Below are 19,095 nucleotides of genomic sequence, written 5' to 3' on the forward strand. Positions count from 1 at the left end.
ATATTAAACGTACGAAAGCAGAATTGGAAATTCGCATTGCGATATTTCAAACTGCCGGCATCGCATCTTGCCCTATGGAGCGCGTCATGTCAGGCACCCAGTTGCCGTTTTCCCTCCCGGTTTCACTCTGGCTGCCGCTTGGTACGGCCGTGCTGGCCGGCGCGGCGATCCCTTTCCAGGCAGGCGCCAATGCCACCCTCGGGCGCACGCTCGGGCATCCGCTGTCGGCCACGCTGGTGTCGCTGCTGGTCAGTCTGGCGGCGCTGCTGCCCGTGCTGTGGCTGATGCGCGTGCCGCTGCCGGCGCCGTCGGCACTGGCGCGCGGGCCGGGCTGGCTCTGGATCGGCGGGGTGCTGGGGGTGTTCTATATCTCGGCCGCGCTGATGATGGCGCCCAGGCTGGGCGCCGCCGGCTTTATCGCCGCGGTGGTGGCGGGCCAGGTGCTGGCCGCGCTGCTGGTGGACCAGTTCGGGCTGGCCGGCTTTGCGGTGCGCGCGCTGACGCCGGCGCGGCTGGCGGGTGCGGCGCTGATCGTTGCGGGAATGCTGGTGATGCAGTGGGGCAGCGCGACGGCATCCGGGCCGGCGTCTCAGCCGGCGGCGGAATCGGGTTCCTGAGCGGGCTCCTGAGCGGCTTGCCGGCGCTCCGCCAGGCAGGCCGGACACAGGCAGTGCTGGCCCGGCACGATGCGCCGCGCCGGCAGCAGCGGCTGGCTGGCGCACCAGCACTCGGGCAGCCCCGCCACGTAGCCGCAGACAAAGCCCGCGCCGCAGTGGCTGCAATGTTCGACCGGGCGCAGCTGGCCGGTCAGCACGGCCGAGGCGTCGCTCATGGCTGGCCTCCCGGCGCTGGCAGGAAGCTGGGGATCCGGGCTGGCAAGAGGCGGCTGGCGGCGGGCATGATGGTCAAGGCTGGGGAACGCTGAGCCGCGGCGCAAGCCAAACGGCTGAGGTGGCGGCACGTTGTTGCGCGGACGGAACGCGTTGGTGCCCCGTGGGGCGCTTGCAGGCCGCTTGCAGGCAATTCGCGGGACCACGTTCGGCCGGTTGACTCGCGCCCCGCGCGGTTTCTTGTAAAATCGGCGCCTGCCATGGCCGGATGGCGCACTTTCGGGCGATCCCCGTTGGTTATCCCTGGCTACGTGGCCGATTAGCCATCATACCTGTTGATTCTCACGGATGTCCCCCATGAACGCCGACAACCCCGGGCCTGCCGCAACCACGGTGGCCGCCATTGCTCCCGCGCTGAAAGCCGAGATTCTCGCCGAGGCCCTGCCGTATATCCGCAAGTTCCACGGCAAGACCATCGTGGTCAAGTACGGCGGCAATGCCATGACCGAAGAGAAGCTCAAGCACGGCTTCGCGCGCGACGTGATCCTGCTCAAGCTGGTCGGCATGAACCCGGTGGTGGTGCACGGCGGCGGCCCGCAGATCGATGAGGCACTGAAGAAGGTCGGCAAGGTCGGCACCTTTGTGCAGGGCATGCGCGTCACCGACGAAGAGACCATGGAAGTGGTCGAGTGGGTGCTGGGCGGTGAAGTCCAGCAGGACATCGTGATGCTGATCAACCAGTACGGCGGCCAGGCCGTGGGCCTGACCGGCAAGGACGGCGGCCTGATCCGCGCCAAGCGCCTGCAGATGCCTGACCGCGAGAACCCGGGCGCCTTCATCGATATCGGCTATGTGGGCGACATCGAGGCGATCAACCCCGCGGTGGTCAAGGCGCTGCAGGACGACGCCTTTATCCCGGTGATCTCGCCGATCGGCTTCTCCGACGACGGCCAGGCCTACAACATCAACGCCGACGTGGTTGCCGGCAAGATGGCCGAGATCCTGAAGGCCGAGAAGCTCGTGATGATGACCAACATCCCGGGCGTGATGGACAAGAAGGGCAACCTGCTGACCGACCTGTCCGCACGCGAGATCGAAGAGCTGTTCGCCGACGGCACCATCTCGGGCGGCATGCTGCCGAAGATCTCGTCGGCGCTGGATGCGGCCAAGAGCGGCGTGCATTCGGTGCACATCATAGACGGTCGCATCGAGCATTCGCTGCTGCTGGAAATCCTGACCGAGCAGGCCTTCGGCACCATGATCCGCTCGCACTGAGCGGAGCCTCGGGGCGGTGCCGGCAGCGGCCGGCCGCCCCGATCATCCCATCACCCTCCGAGTTGCCCGGCGTGCCTTCCAGTCTTCCTTCTCCGCGCCGTGTCCGCGCTCGCCTCTGCCGCCGCCCCGCGGGCAATACCTCGGGCGATACGGTCTGGCTGTTCGATCTCGACAACACCCTGCACGACGCCTCGCACGCGATCTTCCCGGCCATCAACCGGCTGATGACCGACTACGTGGCGCGCGTGCTCGGCTGCGACGAGGCCACCGCCAGCCGCGTGCGCGTGGACTACTGGCAGCGCTACGGCGCCACGCTGCTCGGCATGATCCGGCACCACGGCGTGGATCCGGCTGACTTCCTGCGCGCCGCGCATGAATTCCCGGAGCTGGCCGACATGGTGCGGGTGCGGCGCGGGCTGGCCGCGCACCTGCGGCGCCTGCCGGGGCGCAAGATCCTGGTCACCAATGCGCCACAGGACTACGCGCGGGCGGTGCTGGAGATAGCGGGCATACGGCACTGCTTCGAGCGCGTGGTGGCAATCGAGCAGATGTGGGTGCATGGCCACCTGCGGCCCAAGCCGGACCGCCGCATGCTGCGCCGGCTGCTGGTGCAGACCCGCATTGCCCCGCATCGCGCGGTGCTGGTGGAAGACACCGTGTCGCACCTGAAGCGCTATGCCGGCACTGGCATCCGCACCGCCTGGGTGACGGGCTACCTGCGCACGATCGCGCCATCGCGCCCGCATGAGGTGCCCGCGGTGCGCGACGACGGCAGCCGGCGCGATGCCGCGGTACGCTCGACGCTGGAGGCAGAGGACCGGCGCCATGTCGGCCATGCCGCGCAGGAGCAGTCGGTGACGCTGGTGGCCGCGGAGACCCAGGCACCGCAGGCGCAGCCCGACAACGTGCCGCGCGTGCGCGCCCGCGTGCCGAACCGGCCGGCCTATGTGAACATAAAAGTACAATCGATGCATCAACTCCAACGACGAATGCGGAGAATCGGGTCATGACGCAAAGCAACGGGCGCGAGCCGGAGGCGGTCATTTCAGGCAGTGCGCAGGATGCGCAGGACGGAGGCCAGCCGCCCGCCACGCCGGCGCGCAAGCGCCCGCGCCCGGGCGAGCGCCGCGTGCAGATCCTGCAGACGCTGGCCACCATGCTGGAGCACCCGCGCGGGGAGAAGATCACAACGGCCGCGCTGGCTGCGCGCCTGAGCGTGTCCGAGGCGGCGCTGTACCGCCATTTCGCCAGCAAGGCGCAGATGTACGAAGGCCTGATCGGCTTTATCGAGCAGACCGTGTTTGGCCTGATCAACCAGATCACCGACAAGGAAGAGCACGGCCTGCGCCAGGCCCACGCCATCGTGCGCATGCTGCTGTCGTTTGCCGAGAAGAACCCGGGCATGACGCGCGTGCTGACCGGCGAGGCGCTGGTGGGCGAGCACGAGCGCCTGCAGGAACGCATCAACCAGCTGGTGGACCGCATCGAGGCCTCGCTGCGCCAGTGCCTGAAGATGGCGGTGACGCAGGCCGCGTTCCCCGCGGATGCCGACATCCCGGCGCGCGCGGCGCTGATCATGGCGGCGGTGCAGGGACAGTGGCACCGCTATGCCAAGAGCGGCTTCCGCAAGTCGCCGTCGGACCATGCCGAGGCGCACCTGCGGGTCTTGCTGAGCTGAAAACAACACGCCGGGCCGATTGCTCTATAATTGCCCGGTCGCGCCGATTTGATGACTGGCTTGCGGGCGCGCGGCAGCCAAGGGACCAAGTTCCGGGTTGCCACTATAAATGCGGCTAAAGAGGTTGGGTCGGCGCCCCATGCCACCACGGTAGTGGATGGCGCCGGCACGCGGAATCCCGCAAGGAATCCAGTGAATCCCGACTTGGCTGCGATGCTTCATACGCAAATGCCGGTCGGGTTTTTTTATGCCCGTTCGCCACGGGCCGGATTCCATGACTGATGTCGCCCTGCCGACCGCCGCGCCTGCCGCGTTCGACCTGCCGCCCGATTCGGTCGGCGTGGTCACGCCGCAGCGCATGCACTTTGCCGAGCCGCTGAAGCTGCGCAACGGCTCGTCCATTGCCGGCTACGACCTGATGGTCGAGACCTATGGCACGCTCAATGCGGCCCGCTCCAACGCGGTGCTGGTGTGCCACGCGCTCAATGCCTCGCACCATGTGGCCGGCGTCTATGCCGAAGACCCGCGCGACGTGGGCTGGTGGGACAACATGGTCGGGCCCGGCAAGCCGCTCGATACCAATCGCTTCTTCGTCATCGGCGTCAATAACCTGGGCTCGTGCTTCGGCTCGACCGGGCCGATGAGCCTGAACCCGGCCACCGGTGCGCCCTACGGCGCGGCGTTTCCGGTGGTGACGGTGGAAGACTGGGTCAATGCGCAGGCGCGCGTGGCCGATGCGTTCGGCATCACGCAATTCGCCGCGGTGATGGGCGGCAGCCTGGGCGGCATGCAGGCGGTGGCCTGGAGCCTGTTGTACCCGGACCGCCTGCGCCACTGCATCGTGGTCGCGTCCACGCCCAAGCTGTCGGCGCAGAACATCGCCTTCAACGAGGTCGCGCGCAGCGCCATCCTGTCCGACCCCGACTTCCACGGCGGCAACTACTACGCGCATGGCGTCAAGCCCAAGCGCGGCCTGCGCGTGGCGCGCATGATCGGCCATATCACCTATCTGTCGGACGAGGACATGGCCGAGAAATTCGGCCGCGAGCTGAAGACCGACGACATCCGCTTCTCGTTCGATGTCGAGTTCCAGGTGGAGAGCTATCTGCGCTACCAGGGCGACAAGTTCGCCGAGTACTTCGACGCCAACACCTACCTGCTGATCACGCGCGCGCTCGACTACTTCGACCCGGCGCTGGCCTTCGGCGGCGACCTGACGCGCGCGATGGCGCAGACCCAGGCGAGCTTCCTGGTGGCGAGCTTCGGCACCGACTGGCGCTTTGCGCCCAGCCGCAGCCGCGAGCTGGTGAAGGCGCTGCTGGACAACAAGCGCCCGGTCTCGTACGCCGAGATCGACGCGCCGCACGGCCACGATGCCTTCCTGCTCGACGACCCGCGCTATCACAACCTGATGCGCGCCTACTACGACCGCATCGCAGAGGAGATCGGCGCATGAACGCCCTGGCCAATCCCAATATCCTGGCGCTGCGCCCCGACTTCCGCGCAATCGCGCGCTGGATCGAACCCAACTCCACCGTGCTCGACCTGGGCTGCGGCGACGGCAGCCTGCTGCGCGTGCTGCAGGACGAGCTCGACGTGCAGGCCTACGGCATCGAGATCCGCGACGAAGGCGTGCTGGCCTGCGCGCAGAAGGGCGTGCATGTCATCCAGCAGAACCTGGAAGGCGGCCTGGCGCTGTTCGAGGACAAGAGCTTCGACACGGTGATCCTGTCGCAGACGCTGCAGACCATCCACAACACCGCGCAGGTGCTGCGCGACACGCTGCGGGTGGGGCGCGAGTGCATCGTGTCGTTCCCGAACTTCGGCTACTGGCCGCACCGGCTGTCGGTGTTCCGCGGCCGCATGCCGGTGTCGGAATCGTTGCCCTACCAGTGGTACAACACGCCCAACGTGCGCGTGCTGACCATCAGCGACTTCGAGGCGCTGGCGCCCAAGGTCGGCCTGCGCGTGATCGACCGCGTGGTGATGCACGAGGGCGTGACCGTCAACTGGGGCGGCAACTGGCGCGGCAGCCTGGCGGTGTACCGGGTCTGCGCGGCCTGATCAGGCTGGCGCGTCGGCGGCCGTGGCTGCAAGGTGATCGACAAAGGCGCGCACCTTGGGCGGTACATGCCGTGTGGGCGTGTAGACCGCGTAGGCCGTGCCGATGTAGGGCTCGAGGATGTCCCAGTCGGCCAGCACGGTGACGACCCGGCCCTGGTCCAATGCATTGCCCAATGAGAAGTCCGGCACCAGCCCGATGCCGGCATCGCGTTCCACCATGCTCATGATCGCCAGGCTGTTGTTCAGCGTCAGGCGCGGCGGGATGCGCACCTCCACTTTCTCGCCGCCGGCGTGGTGGCGCATGGTCCAGCGCTCGCCGAAGTTGCCGTAGCCCAGGTACAGGCAGCGTGCGGCGGGCAGGTCGGCGGGCGTGGCCGGCGTGCCGTGGCGGGCCAGGTAGCCGGGCGAGGCCACCAGCCGGTAGCGCACCTCGCGCAGCGGGCGCGCGGCCAGCCCGGGCGCCAGTTCGCGCGCGATGCGTACGGCCACGTCCATCCCTTCCTCGACCAGGTCGACCATGCGGTCGGCCAGCGTCAGCTGCAGGTCCAGCCCCGGGTATTTGGCCAGCAGCGCCGGCAGCCGCGGCGCCAGCCAGGCCTGCCCGAACGAGACCGGAGCGCTCACGCGCAGGACGCCGTGCGGCGTGCCCCCGTGCTCGCCGGCGAGCGCGGTGACCTCGCGCGCGGCGGCGGTCATGCGGGCGCAGGCGGCGTAGACCGACTGGCCCAGCTCAGTCAGCGCAAAGGCGCGCGTGGTCCGCTGCAGCAGGCTGGCACCGAGCGTGGCTTCCAGACGGGAGACGTGCCGGCTGACCGCCGATGGGGTCATGCCCAGGTCGAGCGCGGCGGCCGAGAAGCTGCCGCACTCGACCACGCGTGCAAACACGGCCATCGCATTAAGTGGCATATCCGGCATTGCGCGTCCCCATCCTTTGACTTCAGGTCAAATACTAATTGAACGACGACGGGATTGTTGAGCAGATTGCATGATGGAACAATGCAGCCATTGTCTGACCGGAGTCCGTCATGCCCTCGCAACAACCCTTGCCAGGTGGCGCCTGGCGCATGGTAGCGGCCATGCTGCTGTCTGGCACCATCGGCTGGTTCGTGGTCACCAGCGGCCAACCGCCGCTCGATGTGGTTTTCTTCCGCTGCCTGTTCGGCGGCGCTGCGCTGCTGGGCGTGCTGACGCTGCAGCGCGGCTGGGTGCGGATGACCCGTGCGCAGCTTGGCTGGCTGGTGCTGGGCGGCGTCACGCTGGTGCTCAACTGGCTGGCGCTGTTCTCGGCGTATGCGTACAGCGGCATCGCCATTGCCACGGTGGTCTACCACACCCAGCCGTTCTTCCTGCTGATGCTGACCTCGGTGATCCAGCGCGAGCCGTTCCCGTTCGCGCGGCTGCCATGGCTGGTGCTGGCCTTTGCCGGGGTGATGCTGATCACCGGGCTGGAGCATGGCGCCACTGGCACTGCGATGCTGGCCGGCATCGGTCTGGGCCTGCTGGCCGCACTGCTGTATGCGGTGACGACCCTGGCCACGCGCCGGCTGCAGGCCATCCCGCCAGGCCAGATTGCCGGGCTGCAGATGGTGCTGGGCGTGTTGATGCTGGCACCACTGGCGCATCCTGCTGCGGGCAGCTATGGCACCGGCACCTGGGCCGCGCTGCTGGCGCTGGGGCTGGTGCATACGGGCGTGATGTACACGCTACTGTATGGCGCCTTCCAGCGCCTTACCGTGGTGTCGATCGCCACGCTGTCCTTCATCTATCCGCTGGTGGCGATCGTGATCGACGTGATGGTGTTCGGCGTGGTGCTGGGGCCGCTGCAGATCGCCGGCATGGCGCTGGTGCTGCTGGGCGTGGTCGCCAACCAACTGGGCTGGAGCCTGCCGCTGCGGCGGCGGGCGCAAGGCTGATGCGGGTGCGACGGTGCCAGCGGCTGGAGGACTGCCGTCTTGACCCGAACGCTGACTACGGTTAGTGTAGGCAGTGGATCGAACGATCGTGCTATTCCCTGCGAGTCACCAACCCATACCAGCCATGTCCACTGCGCCCCAGACCCAGGCGGCCACTGCCGCCAGCCCGCTCCATCCCTTTGACGACGCGCTGGCGCTGGAGCCGGCCGGCGGCCACCGCTTCCTGGGCCGCACCACGCCCGAGTACTGGAACATGATCGGCCCGTTCGGCGGTATCACCGCCGCCACGCTGCTGCAGGCGGCGCTGGACCATCCGCAGCGCCTGGGCGACCCGGTCTCGCTGACGGTCAACTTTGCCGGGCCGATCGCCGAGGGGCCGTTCGAGATCGAGGCGCGCCCGGTGCGCACCAACCGCTCGACCCAGCACTGGACGCTGGAGTTGCGCCAGGGCGATGCCGTGGCCACCACCGCCACCGCCATGTTTGCGGTGCGCCGCGAGACCTGGGTCTGCGGCGAGGCGCTGATGCCGGAGGTGCCAGCGGCCGACACCCTCCCGGCCATGAGCGGGTTTGCGCCGGTGCGCTGGCTCAAGTCCTACGACATGCGCCCGGTGCGCGGCGCCAAGCCGGCCACCGAGCCCGGCACCGAGCATCCGGACAGCCTGACGCAGTTCTGGCTGCGCGACGCGCCGGCGCGCACGCCGGACTTCGCCGCGCTGGCGGCCTGGGCCGACAGCTTCTATCCGCGCATCTTCCTCAAGCGCGCGGGCTTCGTGCCGGCCGGCACGGTGTCGATGACCACCTATTTCCATGCCGATGCCGACACGCTGGCCGCGCTGGGCGACAGCCACGTGCTGGCCAGCGCGCAGGCGCAGGTGTTCAGGCAGGGCTTCTTCGACCAGCGCGCGCAGCTATGGAGCGCCGGCGGCGAGCTGATCGCCAGCTCGCACCAGATCGTCTACTACAAGGAGTGAGGCAGGCGCGGGCTCAGGCGATCGCTTCGCGCGCCTGGGCCTCGTAGCGATGCACGGTGTGGCGCATGGCCCAGAGCAGCATCACGCCAGGCAGCGCCACCACCACCGTGCCCAGGTAGAACGGCGCCCAGCCCCAGGCCTCGACCATATAGCCCGAGGAGGGCCCCACATAGACCCGGCCCACCGACGCCAGCGCCGACAGCAGCGCGTACTGCGTGGCCGAGAACGAGCGGTTGCACAGCGTCATCAGTAGCGCGACGAAGGCCGCCGTGCCCATGCCCCCGCACAGGTTCTCGACCGCAATGGCCGTCCCCATGGTCCACAGGTGCGGCGGCGTCACCGCCAGGATCCAGTAGCCCAGGTTCGACACCGCCTGCAGCACGCCGAACAGCATCAGCGAACGGTACAGGCCCAGGCGCACCATCAGCGTGCCGCCGAACAGCGCGCCGATGATGGTGGCGGCCAGCCCCAGGGTCTTGTTGACGATGCCCACCTCGCCCGCCGAGAAGCCCACGCCGCGGATCAGGAAGGTGGTCGACAGGCTGCCGGCAAAGGCGTCGCCGAGCTTGTACAGCACGATCAGCAGCAGCAGCCACCACGCGCCCTGGCGGCCAAAGAAGTCGCGCAGCGGGCCGACCACCGCCTCTTCCAGCGAATGCGGCGTGCGCGCGGGCACGTCGGGCTCCGGGGCCCACAGCAGCGTGACGATGCCCACGCCCATCAGCGCCGCCATCAGCAGGTAGGTCTGCTGCCATCCGAGCACGCGGTCGGCCAGCCACAGCGCCAGGCCGCCCGAGACCAGCATCGCCAGCCGGTAGCCCAGCACTTTGACCGCTGCGCCGGCGCCGCGCTCGGCCGGGCGCAGCACGTCGGTGCTGTAGGCGTCGAAGACGATGTCCTGCGACGCCGACAGGAAGGCCACCAGCGTGGCCAGCGCCGCCAGCATCCACAGCGCCTCGCGCGGCGGGCAGAAGGCCATGCCGGCAATGCCCAGCACCAGCCCCAGCTGCGTCACCAGCAGCCAGCCGCGCCGGCGCCCCAGCAGCGGCGGCGTGTAGCGGTCCATCAGCGGCGCCCACAGGAACTTGAAGATATAGGCCTGGCCCACCAGCGAGAAGAAGCCGATGGTCTTGATATCCAGCCCCTCGACCGTCATCCATGCCTGCAAGGTGCCGGAGGTCAGCGCCAGCGGCAGCCCGGAGGCGAAGCCCAGCGCCAGCATGGCGCCGATGCGGCGGTTGCGGAAGATATCGAGATAGGTCTGGAAGGTCATGAACGGGCCGGCGTGAAGCGCCGCGCGGCTGCGCGGGCGCCGTGTATTATTGCATCACCTGTTTGCCTGCCCGCCACATGTGGCACGGCAGGGCATCGTTGCCGCGGATCACCGATCCGCCTGCCTGGTCTTCCACTGCGTCCGAGGAACCGCAAATGCTCCGCCGCCTGCAAGGTGTTCAGCGTCCTACCCGTGACCGTCTGGTCCGCGCGCTGGCGCTGGCCGCGGTGGCGGCGCCCATGGCTTGGTGCATGCCCGCCCAGGCGCAGGACAGCGAGGCTGGCGGCATCCGGCTGGACCGCAGCGGCTCGGCCGTGCGCAAGATCGTGCCGGTCGAGGCCATCGAGCAGCAGGCCGCGCAGGAATACGAGCAGCTCAAGCAGGAAGCCATCGCCAAGCATGCACTGGCCGCCGCCGACAACCCGCAGCTGGTGCGCCTGCGCACGATCGGCAAGCGGCTGCTGCCGCAGACCGCACGCTGGAACGAGCGCGCGCGGCAGTGGCAGTGGGAGATCAACCTGATCGGCTCCAGGCAGGTCAATGCGTTCTGCATGCCGGGCGGCAAGATCGCCTTCTATACCGGGTTGCTCGACCAGCTCAAGCTGACCGACGACGAGATCGCCATGGCGATGGGCCACGAGATCGCCCACGCGCTGCAGGAGCATGCGCGCGAGCGCGCCGCCAAGTCAGAGATCACCAACCTCGGTGCCAACGTGATCTCGCAGCTGTTCGGCTTCGGCAACCTTGGCAATATGGCGCTGGGCACCGGCGCCCACCTGCTGACGCTGCGTTTCTCGCGCGCGGATGAGTCCGAGGCGGACCTGATCGGCATGGATATCGCCGCGCGCGCCGGCTACGACCCGCGCGCCGCAGTGTCGCTGTGGCAGAAGATGGGCAAGGTGAGCCAGTCCGGCACAGAGTTCCTGTCCACGCATCCGTCCGGGCGCAGCCGCATCGCCGACCTGGAGAAGCACCTGCCGGAAGTGCTGCCGCTCTATGCGCGCGCGAGCAATACCACGGTGGACAGGCTGCCGCCATACCGCGCCAATATGGCGAACCTGGGCGGCGCGCCGGTGGACAGCGGCGACGACGACCGGCAGAAGCCGCTGCAACGCTGAGCGGTCTGCTGACGCCAATGAAAAAAGCCGGCAATGCCGGCTTTTTCCTCATTCGGGGCCTGCTGCCGCGTCAGGCGCGCAGCCCCGTGGCCTCGTCAGCGCCCACATGCACGTTCATGCATTGCACCGCCGCGCCGGCCGCGCCCTTGCCCAGGTTGTCCAGGCGGGCCACCAGGTTCAGGCGCTCGGCATTGCCGAACACGAACAGGTCGACACGGTTGGTGTCGTTGTTGGCCTGAACGTCGAAGAAGCCGCCGTCGAGGTTGTCGGCGCTGTTGTACGGCATCACGCGCACGAACTGCTCGCCTTCATAATGCTTGCGGTAGATCTCGACGATCTGCTCGGGGCTGACCTTGCGCGCCAGCCGGTCCGTGAACACCGGCACCGTCACCGCCAGGCCCTTCAGGAAGTTGCCGACGATCGGGTTGAAGATCGGCGCCTGCGCCAGGCCGGCCTGCACGCGCATCTCGGGCAGGTGCTTGTGTTCCAGGCCCAGCGCGTATGGACGCGGGCTGTCCAGTTTCGGGTTACCGCCGGCTTCGAACTCGGCAATCATCGACTTGCCGCCGCCGCTGTAGCCGGTCAGCGAGAACGCCGAAACCGGGTAGTCGGACGGCAGCACACCGGCGTCCACCAGCGGACGCACTGCCAGCACGAAGGCGCTGGCGTGGCAGCCCGGCACCGCAATGCGCTTGCTGTCGCGGATCTTCTCGCGCTGGCCGCGCGCCAGTTCGGGCAGGCCGTAGGCCCAGCTGTCGGAGGTGCGGAACGCCGTGCTGGCGTCGATCACGCAGGTGTTCGGGTTGGTCACCAGCGACACCGCCTCGCGCGAGGCCGCATCGGGCAGGCACAGGAAGGCGACGTCGGCGGCGTTCAGGAATCGTGCTCGTTCGGCCGGGTCCTTGCGCTTGTCATCGGCAATGCGCAGCAGTTCCACGTCGGAACGGCCGGATAGATAGTCAAGCAGCCGGAGACCGGTGGTGCCTTCCTGACCATCGACGAACACTTTGAAAACCATGGCTGACTCACTCAATGAGGTGCGGGAAATGCGAAACGTCCCCTGCCGCATGCGATAGGGAACCTGCATTGTAGCGGGGATGGGGGCTGGTCGCAGGGGTTTGTACCGATGGGATTACGCTTGTCGATCCGGCCTATATCACCGGCGTTCGCAAGAAGCTCCGCCTCGACCAGCGCGATGGCGCCGAGATCTTCGGCGGCGGGGTCAACGCGTTCTCGCGCTACGAGACCGGCCGGACCAAGCCGCCGCTGGCGCTGGTCAAGCTGCTCAAGCTGCTTGATCGCCACCCGGAACTGCTCGAAGAGATCCGGGCGGCGTAAATGCCGTGCTCAGAGCGGAAAGTCGTAGTCGATCGACAGCGGCGCGTGGTCGCTGAACTTCTCGTCCTTGTAGATCGAGCACAGGTGCGCCGTGTCTGCGATCTTGGGCGTGGCCAGGTGGTAGTCGATGCGCCAGCCGACGTTCTTGGCATAGGCCTGGCCGCGGTTGCTCCACCAGGTGTACTGGTCGGGGCGCGGATCCAGCTTGCGGAACACATCGACATAGCCGTGGCTGTCGAACAGTTCACCGATCCAGGCGCGTTCTTCCGGCAGGAAGCCTGAATTCTTCAGGTTGCCCTTCCAGTTCTTGATGTCGATTTCCTTGTGCGCAATGTTGACGTCACCGCACAGCACGATCTCGCGCCCGCTTGCCTTCAGTTGCAGAAGATGCGGCAGGAAGGCCTCCATGAAGCGGAACTTGGCCTGCTGGCGCTCCTCGCCGCTGGAGCCGGACGGCACGTACACGGAGATTACTGCCAGGTGCGGGTACTGCACTTCCACATAGCGGCCTTCGTTGTCGAACTCGGGAATGCCGAAGCCGGTGACCACGCGCTCGGGCTGATGGCGCGTGTAGAGGCCCACGCCGCTGTAGCCCTTCTTCTCGGCATAGTGGAAATAGCCATGGTAGCCATGTGGCGCAAGGAACGCTTCCGTCATGTCGGCGGCCTGCGCCTTCAATTCCTGCACGCAGACCATGTCTGCGTCCTGCTTGCCCATCCAGTCGAAAAAGCCCTTCTTCGACGCGGAGCGGATGCCGTTGAGGTTGGCGCTGATAATCCGTAACATTCGGGGAAATTTTGAATTCAGAGAGAAATGATGACGCAGCAGAAACCGCCCGCGGGTGCCGATCTCAGCCAGACCTTTATCCGCTTTGCGCTCGATGCGGGCGTGCTGTCGTTTGGTGAGTTCGTCACCAAGGCCGGCCGCAAGTCGCCTTACTTCTTCAACGCCGGCCTGTTCAACCAGGGCGCGATGCTGGGCCAGGTGGCGCAATTCTATGCCAAAACGCTGCTGGCCTCGGGCGTGCAGTTCGACGTGCTGTTCGGGCCGGCCTACAAGGGCATCACGCTGGCGTCGGCCACGGCGGTGGCGCTGGCGGGCATGGGACGTGACGTCGGCTTCGCCTACAACCGCAAGGAAGCCAAGGACCACGGCGAAGGCGGCACGCTGGTCGGGGCCAAGCTGCAGGGCAAGGTGGTCATCATCGACGACGTGATTTCCGCCGGCACCTCGGTGCGCGAATCGGTGAACATGATCCGCGCCGCCGGCGCCGACCCGGCCGCGGTCCTGATCGCACTGGACCGCATGGAAAAGAGCGGTACCGCCGAGCAGGTCGGCACCCATTCCGCCGTGCAGGACGTGCAGCGCGAATTCGGCATCCCGGTGATCGCGATCGCCAGCCTGAAGGACCTGCTGGCTTACCTGGATGCGTCGCAGGACCCGGCGCTGGGGGCTTCGCGCGAGGCCGTGGCGGCCTATCGTCAGCGCTACGGCGTCTGAAGCCGTTGATGACAACGGGGCGCTGCCAGCCTGCGCCCTCATTCCGCACGTTCGGCGGACAGCGGACGGACGGCTGACTTTCAGACTGGGAGGGAGCGCGGCGTGGCGGCAAAAGAGCGGCAGGAACGGGCAGGGCGGCAGGCGGCAACGCCATCCACAACGGCGGAATCAGCCGGCAACGGCGAGTCCCTGGCCGAGCGCGGCGCGCAGGTGCTGCCGCGCAAGCCGGTGCGCCAGGCTGCCAAGGCCCCGGACCGGGCGGCGCATGAGGCCTATGCCGTGCGCGCGCTGGTGTTGCAGGGTGGCGGCGCGCTCGGGGCCTACCAGGCCGGCGTGTATCAGGGCCTTGCCGAGGGCGGGATCTACCCGAACTGGGTTGCCGGCATCTCCATCGGTGCGCTCAACGCCGCCATCATCGCCGGCAATCCGCCCCAGCGCCGCGTGGAACAGCTGTGCGCCTTCTGGGAGTACATCTGCGCGCAGCCGTGGATGCCCAGTCTGTCGCACACCTGGTTCGCCGACCATGCCGAAGGCTGGCCCGAGCCGATGCGGATCTGGTTCGATGGCCTGCATGCGGCGCGTGCCATGCTGGAAGGCCAGCGTGGCTTCTTCCAGCCGCGCAGCTGGCCGGAGCTGATGTCGCGCTACTCGGATCCGAGCCATGCCAGCTTCTACGACACCACGCCGCTGAAGGCGACGCTGGAGCGCTTTGCCGACTTCGACCTGATCAACCACCGCCCCGACCTGATGCGCGTCTCGGTGGGGGCGGTCAATGTGCGCACCGGCAATTTCGCCTACTTCGACAATACCCGCGACAAGCTCTGCCCCGAGCACTTCATGGCCTCGGGCGCGCTGCCGCCGGGCTTTCCGGCGGTGGAGATCGGTGGCGAGTACTACTGGGATGGCGGGCTGGTGTCGAACACACCGCTGGCCGAGGTGCTGACCGCGCAGCCGCGGCGCGACGCGCTGATCTTCCAGGTCGACCTGTGGAGCGCGCGCGGCAAGCTGCCGCACGACCTGGTCGACGTGGCCGAGCGCCAGAAGGACATCCAGTATTCCAGCCGCACGCGGGCCATTACCGATTACATGCGCGAGCAGCAGAACCTGCGCCGCATGCTCAACGAGGTGATGGCGCTGGTACCGCCGTCAAAGCGCGACAACGCCTGGTACCGCCGCGCGGCGGAGCAGGCCTGCGACGCGCGCCGCAATGTGATCCAGCTGATCTACCGCGACAAGTCGTTCGAGAACCTGGCCAAGGACTACCAGTTCGGCGCGCTCACCATGCATGAGCACTGGACCAGCGGGCTGGACGATATCCGCCAGACCCTGCGCCACCCGCAATGGCTGGCGATGCCCAGCCGCGAGCACCCCTTCGTCACGCACGACGTGCACCGCGGCAACGGCGGCTGAGGCGGCCGGGCGGCTCAGTCGACCTTGATCGTGGCCAGTTCCGGCCGGGCCGGCGGGTAGGCCGGCTTCAGGTCCTCGAAGACCTTGGTCAGGATCTCCGCCACCATCAGGTTGCGGTGTGTCTTGGAGTCGGCCGGCACCACGTACCACGGGCATTCGGGCGTGCTGGTCGCCATGATGGCAGCCTCGTAGGCGTCCATGTAGGCCTTCCAGTGCTTGCGCTCGGCAAGGTCGGTGGTGTCGAACTTCCAGTGTTTCTCCGGGTCCGCCAGGCGCGCTTCGAGCCGTGCCTTCTGCTCGTCGCGGGATATATGCAGGAAGCACTTGACGATGGTGGTGCCGGTCTCGGTTAGCATCGACTCGAAGTCCCGGATCTGGCGGAAGCGCCGCTCGCACTCGGCGGCGTCGATCCAGTCGTGCACGCGCGTGATCAGCACGTCTTCATAGTGGCTGCGGTTGAAGACCACGATCTCGCCGGTCTTCGGTACCTGCAGGTGGATGCGCCACAGGTAGTCGCGCGCCAGTTCCTCGGGCGACGGGGCCTTGAAGCCCACCACGCGGATGCCCAGCGGATCGAAGCTGCGGAACACGCCGCGCACGGTGCCGTCCTTGCCGCTGGTATCCATGCCCTGCAGCACCACCAGCAGCTTGCGCCGGTGCTCGGCGTAGAAGATGTCCTGCTGCGCGTCGAGGGCGTTGCTCAACTCGATGATGCGGGCAAGGTCTTCCTCTTTCTTGCCGCACGACAGCGGCTTGCTGCCCGGGTCGAAGTCGGCAAGGCGAAAACGCTTGCCCGAGGTGATGCGGAAATCGTCCAGCGGCATGGGCGCTCCATCGGTCTGACCAGCAAGATCAAGGGAATGGGCGCCCCCGCCGGGGCTCCGCGACAAGGAATGCGGGGCGTGTGGAAAGGGGCGCACAGCCCCTATGGTCAGGTCGGCAGGGCTGCCAGGTCAATGCTGCCTTCAAACACGGTGGTGGCCGGGCCGGTCATGCGCACCGGTTCCGCACCGCCTTCCCAGGCAATGGTCAGTTCGCCGCCATGGGTATGCACCCGAACCGGCGAGTCCAGCAGGCCGCGCCGGATGCCGGCCACCACGGCCGCGCAGGCGCCGGTGCCGCAGGCCAGGGTCTCGCCGGCACCGCGCTCGTAGACACGCAGCCGGATGGTGTGGCGGTCCTGCACCTGCATGAAGCCGGCATTGACGCGGTTGGGGAAGGCGGCATGGTGCTCCACCACCGGGCCGTCCTGCAGCACCGGGAAGTTCTCCACGTTGTCCACCACCTGCACCGCGTGCGGATTGCCCATCGATACCGCCGAGATCCATTCGGTGCGGCCGTTGACCTCCAGCCCGTACACCGTGTCCGCGCCTTCCGCGCGGGTGGGCAGGCCTTCGGCACGGAACGGCACGCGCGCCGGTTCCAGTTCGGGCGCACCCATATCCACCGTGACCTGGCCGTCGTCCTGCAGCGTCAGGGTAATGACGCCGTTCATCACTTCGACGCGCACCGAGCGCTTGTCGGTCATGCCCTTGTCGGTGACAAAGCGCACAAAGCAGCGCGCGCCGTTGCCGCAGTGCTCCACCTCGCTGCCATCGGCATTGACGATGCGGTAGCGGAAGTCGACATCGGGGCGGGACGGCTTTTCAACGATCAGGATCTGGTCCGCGCCCACGCCGAAATGCCGGCTGGCCAGCGCACGCCATTGCGCCGGAGTCAGGTCGATCTGCTGGTGGATGCCGTCGAGCACGACAAAGTCGTTGCCCGCGCCGTGCATCTTGGTGAACTGGAGTTTCATGGTGGGGATTGTAGCTGCGCGGCGCCGGACGTGCCGGCGCGCTCAGTAAATCTCGGGCTCGCCCGGCAGGCGATGCTTGAAGCGCTTGTGCACCCAGTAGTACTCCGGCACGCGCGGGCGGATGCAGTCCTCGAAGAAGGCATTCATGCGGCGCGTGTCGTCGGTGACGCTTGCGCCGGGGTAGTCTTCCCAGGGCGGCAGGATGCGCAGCACATAGCCCTGGTAGTCAGGCAGCATCTCGGTGTAGATCGGCACCACCTTGGCCCCGGTCAGGCGTGCCAGCCGCGACACCGAGGTCAGTGTCAGCGCCTGCACGCCGAAGAACGGCACGAACTCCGAGTCGCGCTCGCCGAAATCCATGTCGGCGATCAGCTGCAGCGCCTCGCCTTTCTTCAGACAGCGCAGGATGTCGCGCGCGCTGTCGTTGCGCGAGATCATGTTGGCGCCGAAGCGCCCGCGCGCGTGTTTCAGGAAGTGGTCGAACAGGTCGTTCTTCTGCCTGGTATAGAGCGACGCGCCGGAGCGGCCGAGATGCTCGCGCAGGTTGATGGTGAGCCGGATCGCGCCGGCTTCCACGCCTGACAGGTGCAGCGTGACCAGGATATGCGGGGTGCCATCCAGCGCCACCAGGTCGGCCTGGTCGTCGATCTGCACCCAGCGGCGCATCTGCGCTTCGCTGCCGGTCCAGAAGATGCCGCGCTCGGCAAAGCTGCGGAACAGGATGCGGAAGCTCTGGCGCGACAGCTCGTCGATTTCGGCCTCGGTCCGGTCCGGGAAACACAGGCGCAGGTTGGCCTGTACCACACGGCGCCGCTCGCTCGGCACCAGGTAGAGCAGGCTTCCCAGCGCCTCGCCGAAGCGCGCGACGAACGGATATGGCAGCTTGCCCAGCACCGTCAGCAAGCCGATGCCAAGCCACGTGAACGCACGGCTCATGAAATCGATTGATCAGCGGCCGGCTCGGTGTCGTTGCCCGGGGTGCCCGGCGCGTCCGGGGTGCCCGCTCCGGCGGGTTGCTTGTAGCGGTTGTAAGCCCACAGGTACTGCGTGGGGCACAGGCGTACCAGTTCCTCGATGGTCCGGTTGATGACCGCTGCTGCTGCGGCAGGATCGTCCGGCAACATGCCGCCGTCGTTGATCACGCGCAGGTGGCCGCGATAGCCGGCGCCGCGCGGCAGGCGCTCGGCAAAGACCGCCACTACCGACGCGCCGGTCAGCTGCTGCAGCCGGTGCACCAGCGCCATCGTATAGGCGGGCTTGCCGAAGAACGGCGCCCAGTTGCCCTCGCCGCCACTGGGCACCTGGTCGGGCAGGATGCCCACCGCCTGGCCGCGCTTGAGTGCCTTGACCAGCATGCGCACCCCGCGCGGCGTGGCCGGCGCCATGTGCATGTCGGGGCGGGTGCGCATTTTTTCGATCCAGTCGCGCAGCCAGGGCTGGTGCGGCGGCTTGAATAGCGCGGTGACCGGGCGCTGCAGCGCGTGGGACTGCGGCAGCACTTCAAAGCAGCCCAGGTGCGGGGTCAGGATGATGATGCCCTTGCCGCGCGCCTGCAGCTTGCCCAGCTCGGGCCACAGGTAGTCGTCAAAGCCATACAGCTTCGCGCCGATCTTGCTGCGGCTCCAGAAGTAGGGCATCTCGATGATCATGCGTCCGGCCGAACGGGCCGCTTCGTCGATCATCGCCTCGGTGGCGTCGGGAAACGCCTGGCGGAAGTTCTCCCGCAGGCGCTGGCCGTAGCGGCCGGGCAGGCGCGCGCTCAGTAGTCCGAGCGCGCCGCCCGCGGCTTGCAGCAGCCGCAGGGGAAAACGGGAGATCAGCCAGAATAAAAAGGTCATCAGGCGCGAAAAGCAGGTCTGCTGCGGGTCTGTGCCGGGGAACAGGCGAACAGGCAGCGTTTTTTCTATGGCGGTATTCAGTTCCGC

General features: G+C 67.6%; 20 protein-coding genes and 1 pseudogene. 12 read left to right on the top strand and 9 right to left on the bottom strand.

All coding sequences use genetic code 11. The features are described 5' to 3' along the window. Positions 1-86: 86 nt before the first annotated feature. Complete coding sequence (locus tag KB879_RS00915; protein WP_153954907.1) at positions 87-617, top strand: DMT family transporter; 531 nt, start codon at positions 87-89, stop codon at positions 615-617. Here KB879_RS00915 and KB879_RS00920 read toward each other — a convergent pair. Further along, positions 590-832 (bottom strand): cysteine-rich CWC family protein, encoded by a 243-nt coding sequence (locus tag KB879_RS00920; protein ID WP_153954908.1) that lies wholly within the window; start codon positions 830-832, stop codon positions 590-592. The two genes, KB879_RS00915 and KB879_RS00920, sit on opposite strands and share 28 nt — an antisense overlap. A gap of 355 nt (positions 833-1,187) precedes the next feature. Here KB879_RS00920 and argB point away from each other — a divergent pair, with 355 nt between their 5' ends. The 5 genes from argB (at position 1,188) to metW (ending at position 5,847) form a co-directional block, all read left to right on the top strand. Continuing rightward, positions 1,188-2,105: an acetylglutamate kinase gene (gene argB / locus KB879_RS00925; protein ID WP_010813296.1), complete on the top strand. Its 918-nt coding sequence runs from the start codon at positions 1,188-1,190 to the stop codon at positions 2,103-2,105. A gap of 71 nt (positions 2,106-2,176) precedes the next feature. Beyond that, a complete protein-coding gene (locus KB879_RS00930) occupies positions 2,177-3,115 on the top strand; it encodes a pyrimidine 5'-nucleotidase (RefSeq protein ID WP_013955292.1) in 939 nt (312 codons plus the stop codon). Next, positions 3,112-3,783 (top strand): nucleoid occlusion factor SlmA, encoded by a 672-nt coding sequence (gene slmA, locus KB879_RS00935; protein ID WP_013955293.1) that lies wholly within the window; start codon positions 3,112-3,114, stop codon positions 3,781-3,783. Before KB879_RS00930 ends, slmA begins: the two co-directional genes overlap by 4 nt. A 274-nt stretch (positions 3,784-4,057) precedes the next feature. Next, the gene (locus KB879_RS00940) at positions 4,058-5,239 is read left to right on the top strand and encodes a homoserine O-acetyltransferase (protein WP_153954910.1); all 1,182 of its coding nucleotides are present in this window, start codon (positions 4,058-4,060) and stop codon (positions 5,237-5,239) included. Then, on the top strand, positions 5,236-5,847 hold the full coding sequence (metW, locus tag KB879_RS00945; protein ID WP_013955295.1) for a methionine biosynthesis protein MetW: 612 nt from the start codon (positions 5,236-5,238) through the stop codon (positions 5,845-5,847). The genes KB879_RS00940 and metW overlap by 4 nt, the downstream gene beginning before the upstream one ends. On the opposite strand, the gene KB879_RS00950 is transcribed toward metW, so the two are convergent. Further along, the gene (locus tag KB879_RS00950; protein WP_153954911.1) at positions 5,848-6,762 is read right to left on the bottom strand and encodes a LysR family transcriptional regulator; all 915 of its coding nucleotides are present in this window, start codon (positions 6,760-6,762) and stop codon (positions 5,848-5,850) included. Between the two features lie 110 nt (positions 6,763-6,872). Here KB879_RS00950 and KB879_RS00955 point away from each other — a divergent pair, with 110 nt between their 5' ends. Then, the gene (locus KB879_RS00955) at positions 6,873-7,760 is read left to right on the top strand and encodes a DMT family transporter (protein ID WP_013955297.1); all 888 of its coding nucleotides are present in this window, start codon (positions 6,873-6,875) and stop codon (positions 7,758-7,760) included. A gap of 124 nt (positions 7,761-7,884) precedes the next feature. Further along, on the top strand, positions 7,885-8,733 hold the full coding sequence (locus tag KB879_RS00960) for an acyl-CoA thioesterase II (protein ID WP_153954912.1): 849 nt from the start codon (positions 7,885-7,887) through the stop codon (positions 8,731-8,733). A gap of 13 nt (positions 8,734-8,746) precedes the next feature. On the opposite strand, the gene KB879_RS00965 is transcribed toward KB879_RS00960, so the two are convergent. Further along, positions 8,747-10,006, bottom strand: coding sequence for a muropeptide transporter (locus tag KB879_RS00965; protein WP_013955299.1), 1,260 nt, complete (start codon positions 10,004-10,006; stop codon positions 8,747-8,749). A gap of 155 nt (positions 10,007-10,161) precedes the next feature. Here KB879_RS00965 and KB879_RS00970 point away from each other — a divergent pair, with 155 nt between their 5' ends. Continuing rightward, positions 10,162-11,124, top strand: coding sequence for a M48 family metallopeptidase (locus KB879_RS00970; RefSeq protein WP_153954913.1), 963 nt, complete (start codon positions 10,162-10,164; stop codon positions 11,122-11,124). A 70-nt stretch (positions 11,125-11,194) separates the two neighbouring features. On the opposite strand, the gene argC is transcribed toward KB879_RS00970, so the two are convergent. Further along, the gene (gene argC / locus KB879_RS00975) at positions 11,195-12,142 is read right to left on the bottom strand and encodes an N-acetyl-gamma-glutamyl-phosphate reductase (protein ID WP_013955301.1); all 948 of its coding nucleotides are present in this window, start codon (positions 12,140-12,142) and stop codon (positions 11,195-11,197) included. Positions 12,143-12,258: 116 nt separating this feature from the next. Here argC and KB879_RS00980 point away from each other — a divergent pair. Next, positions 12,259-12,462 (top strand): annotated as a pseudogene (locus KB879_RS00980) (type II TA system antitoxin MqsA family protein); the annotation flags it as partial. A gap of 9 nt (positions 12,463-12,471) precedes the next feature. On the opposite strand, the gene KB879_RS00985 reads toward KB879_RS00980, so the two are convergent. Further along, entirely contained in the window at positions 12,472-13,248 is a 777-nt protein-coding gene (locus KB879_RS00985; protein ID WP_013955302.1) for an exodeoxyribonuclease III, read from the bottom strand. Between the two features lie 27 nt (positions 13,249-13,275). Here KB879_RS00985 and pyrE point away from each other — a divergent pair, with 27 nt between their 5' ends. Beyond that, on the top strand, positions 13,276-13,962 hold the full coding sequence (gene pyrE, locus KB879_RS00990; RefSeq protein WP_153954914.1) for an orotate phosphoribosyltransferase: 687 nt from the start codon (positions 13,276-13,278) through the stop codon (positions 13,960-13,962). A 102-nt stretch (positions 13,963-14,064) separates the two neighbouring features. Continuing rightward, a complete protein-coding gene (locus tag KB879_RS00995) occupies positions 14,065-15,372 on the top strand; it encodes a patatin-like phospholipase family protein (protein WP_013955304.1) in 1,308 nt (435 codons plus the stop codon). 14 nt (positions 15,373-15,386) lie between these two features. Here the strand turns inward: KB879_RS00995 and KB879_RS01000 are convergent, their stop codons facing one another. From KB879_RS01000 to KB879_RS01015, 4 genes are all read right to left on the bottom strand, one after another. Next, a complete protein-coding gene (locus KB879_RS01000) occupies positions 15,387-16,196 on the bottom strand; it encodes a polyphosphate kinase 2 family protein (protein WP_013955305.1) in 810 nt (269 codons plus the stop codon). A gap of 107 nt (positions 16,197-16,303) precedes the next feature. Next, complete coding sequence (dapF, locus tag KB879_RS01005) at positions 16,304-17,170, bottom strand: diaminopimelate epimerase (protein ID WP_153954916.1); 867 nt, start codon at positions 17,168-17,170, stop codon at positions 16,304-16,306. A 42-nt stretch (positions 17,171-17,212) separates the two neighbouring features. Continuing rightward, positions 17,213-18,106, bottom strand: a complete 894-nt coding sequence (locus KB879_RS01010; protein WP_211980556.1) for a lipid A biosynthesis lauroyl acyltransferase — start codon at positions 18,104-18,106, stop codon at positions 17,213-17,215. Further along, complete coding sequence (locus KB879_RS01015) at positions 18,103-19,008, bottom strand: lysophospholipid acyltransferase family protein (protein ID WP_153954954.1); 906 nt, start codon at positions 19,006-19,008, stop codon at positions 18,103-18,105. Before KB879_RS01015 ends, KB879_RS01010 begins: the two co-directional genes overlap by 4 nt. Between the last annotated feature and the right edge of the window lie 87 nt (positions 19,009-19,095).

It is taken from the genome of Cupriavidus sp. KK10 (assembly GCF_018223725.1).
Classification (GTDB): Bacteria; Pseudomonadota; Gammaproteobacteria; order Burkholderiales; family Burkholderiaceae; genus Cupriavidus; species Cupriavidus necator.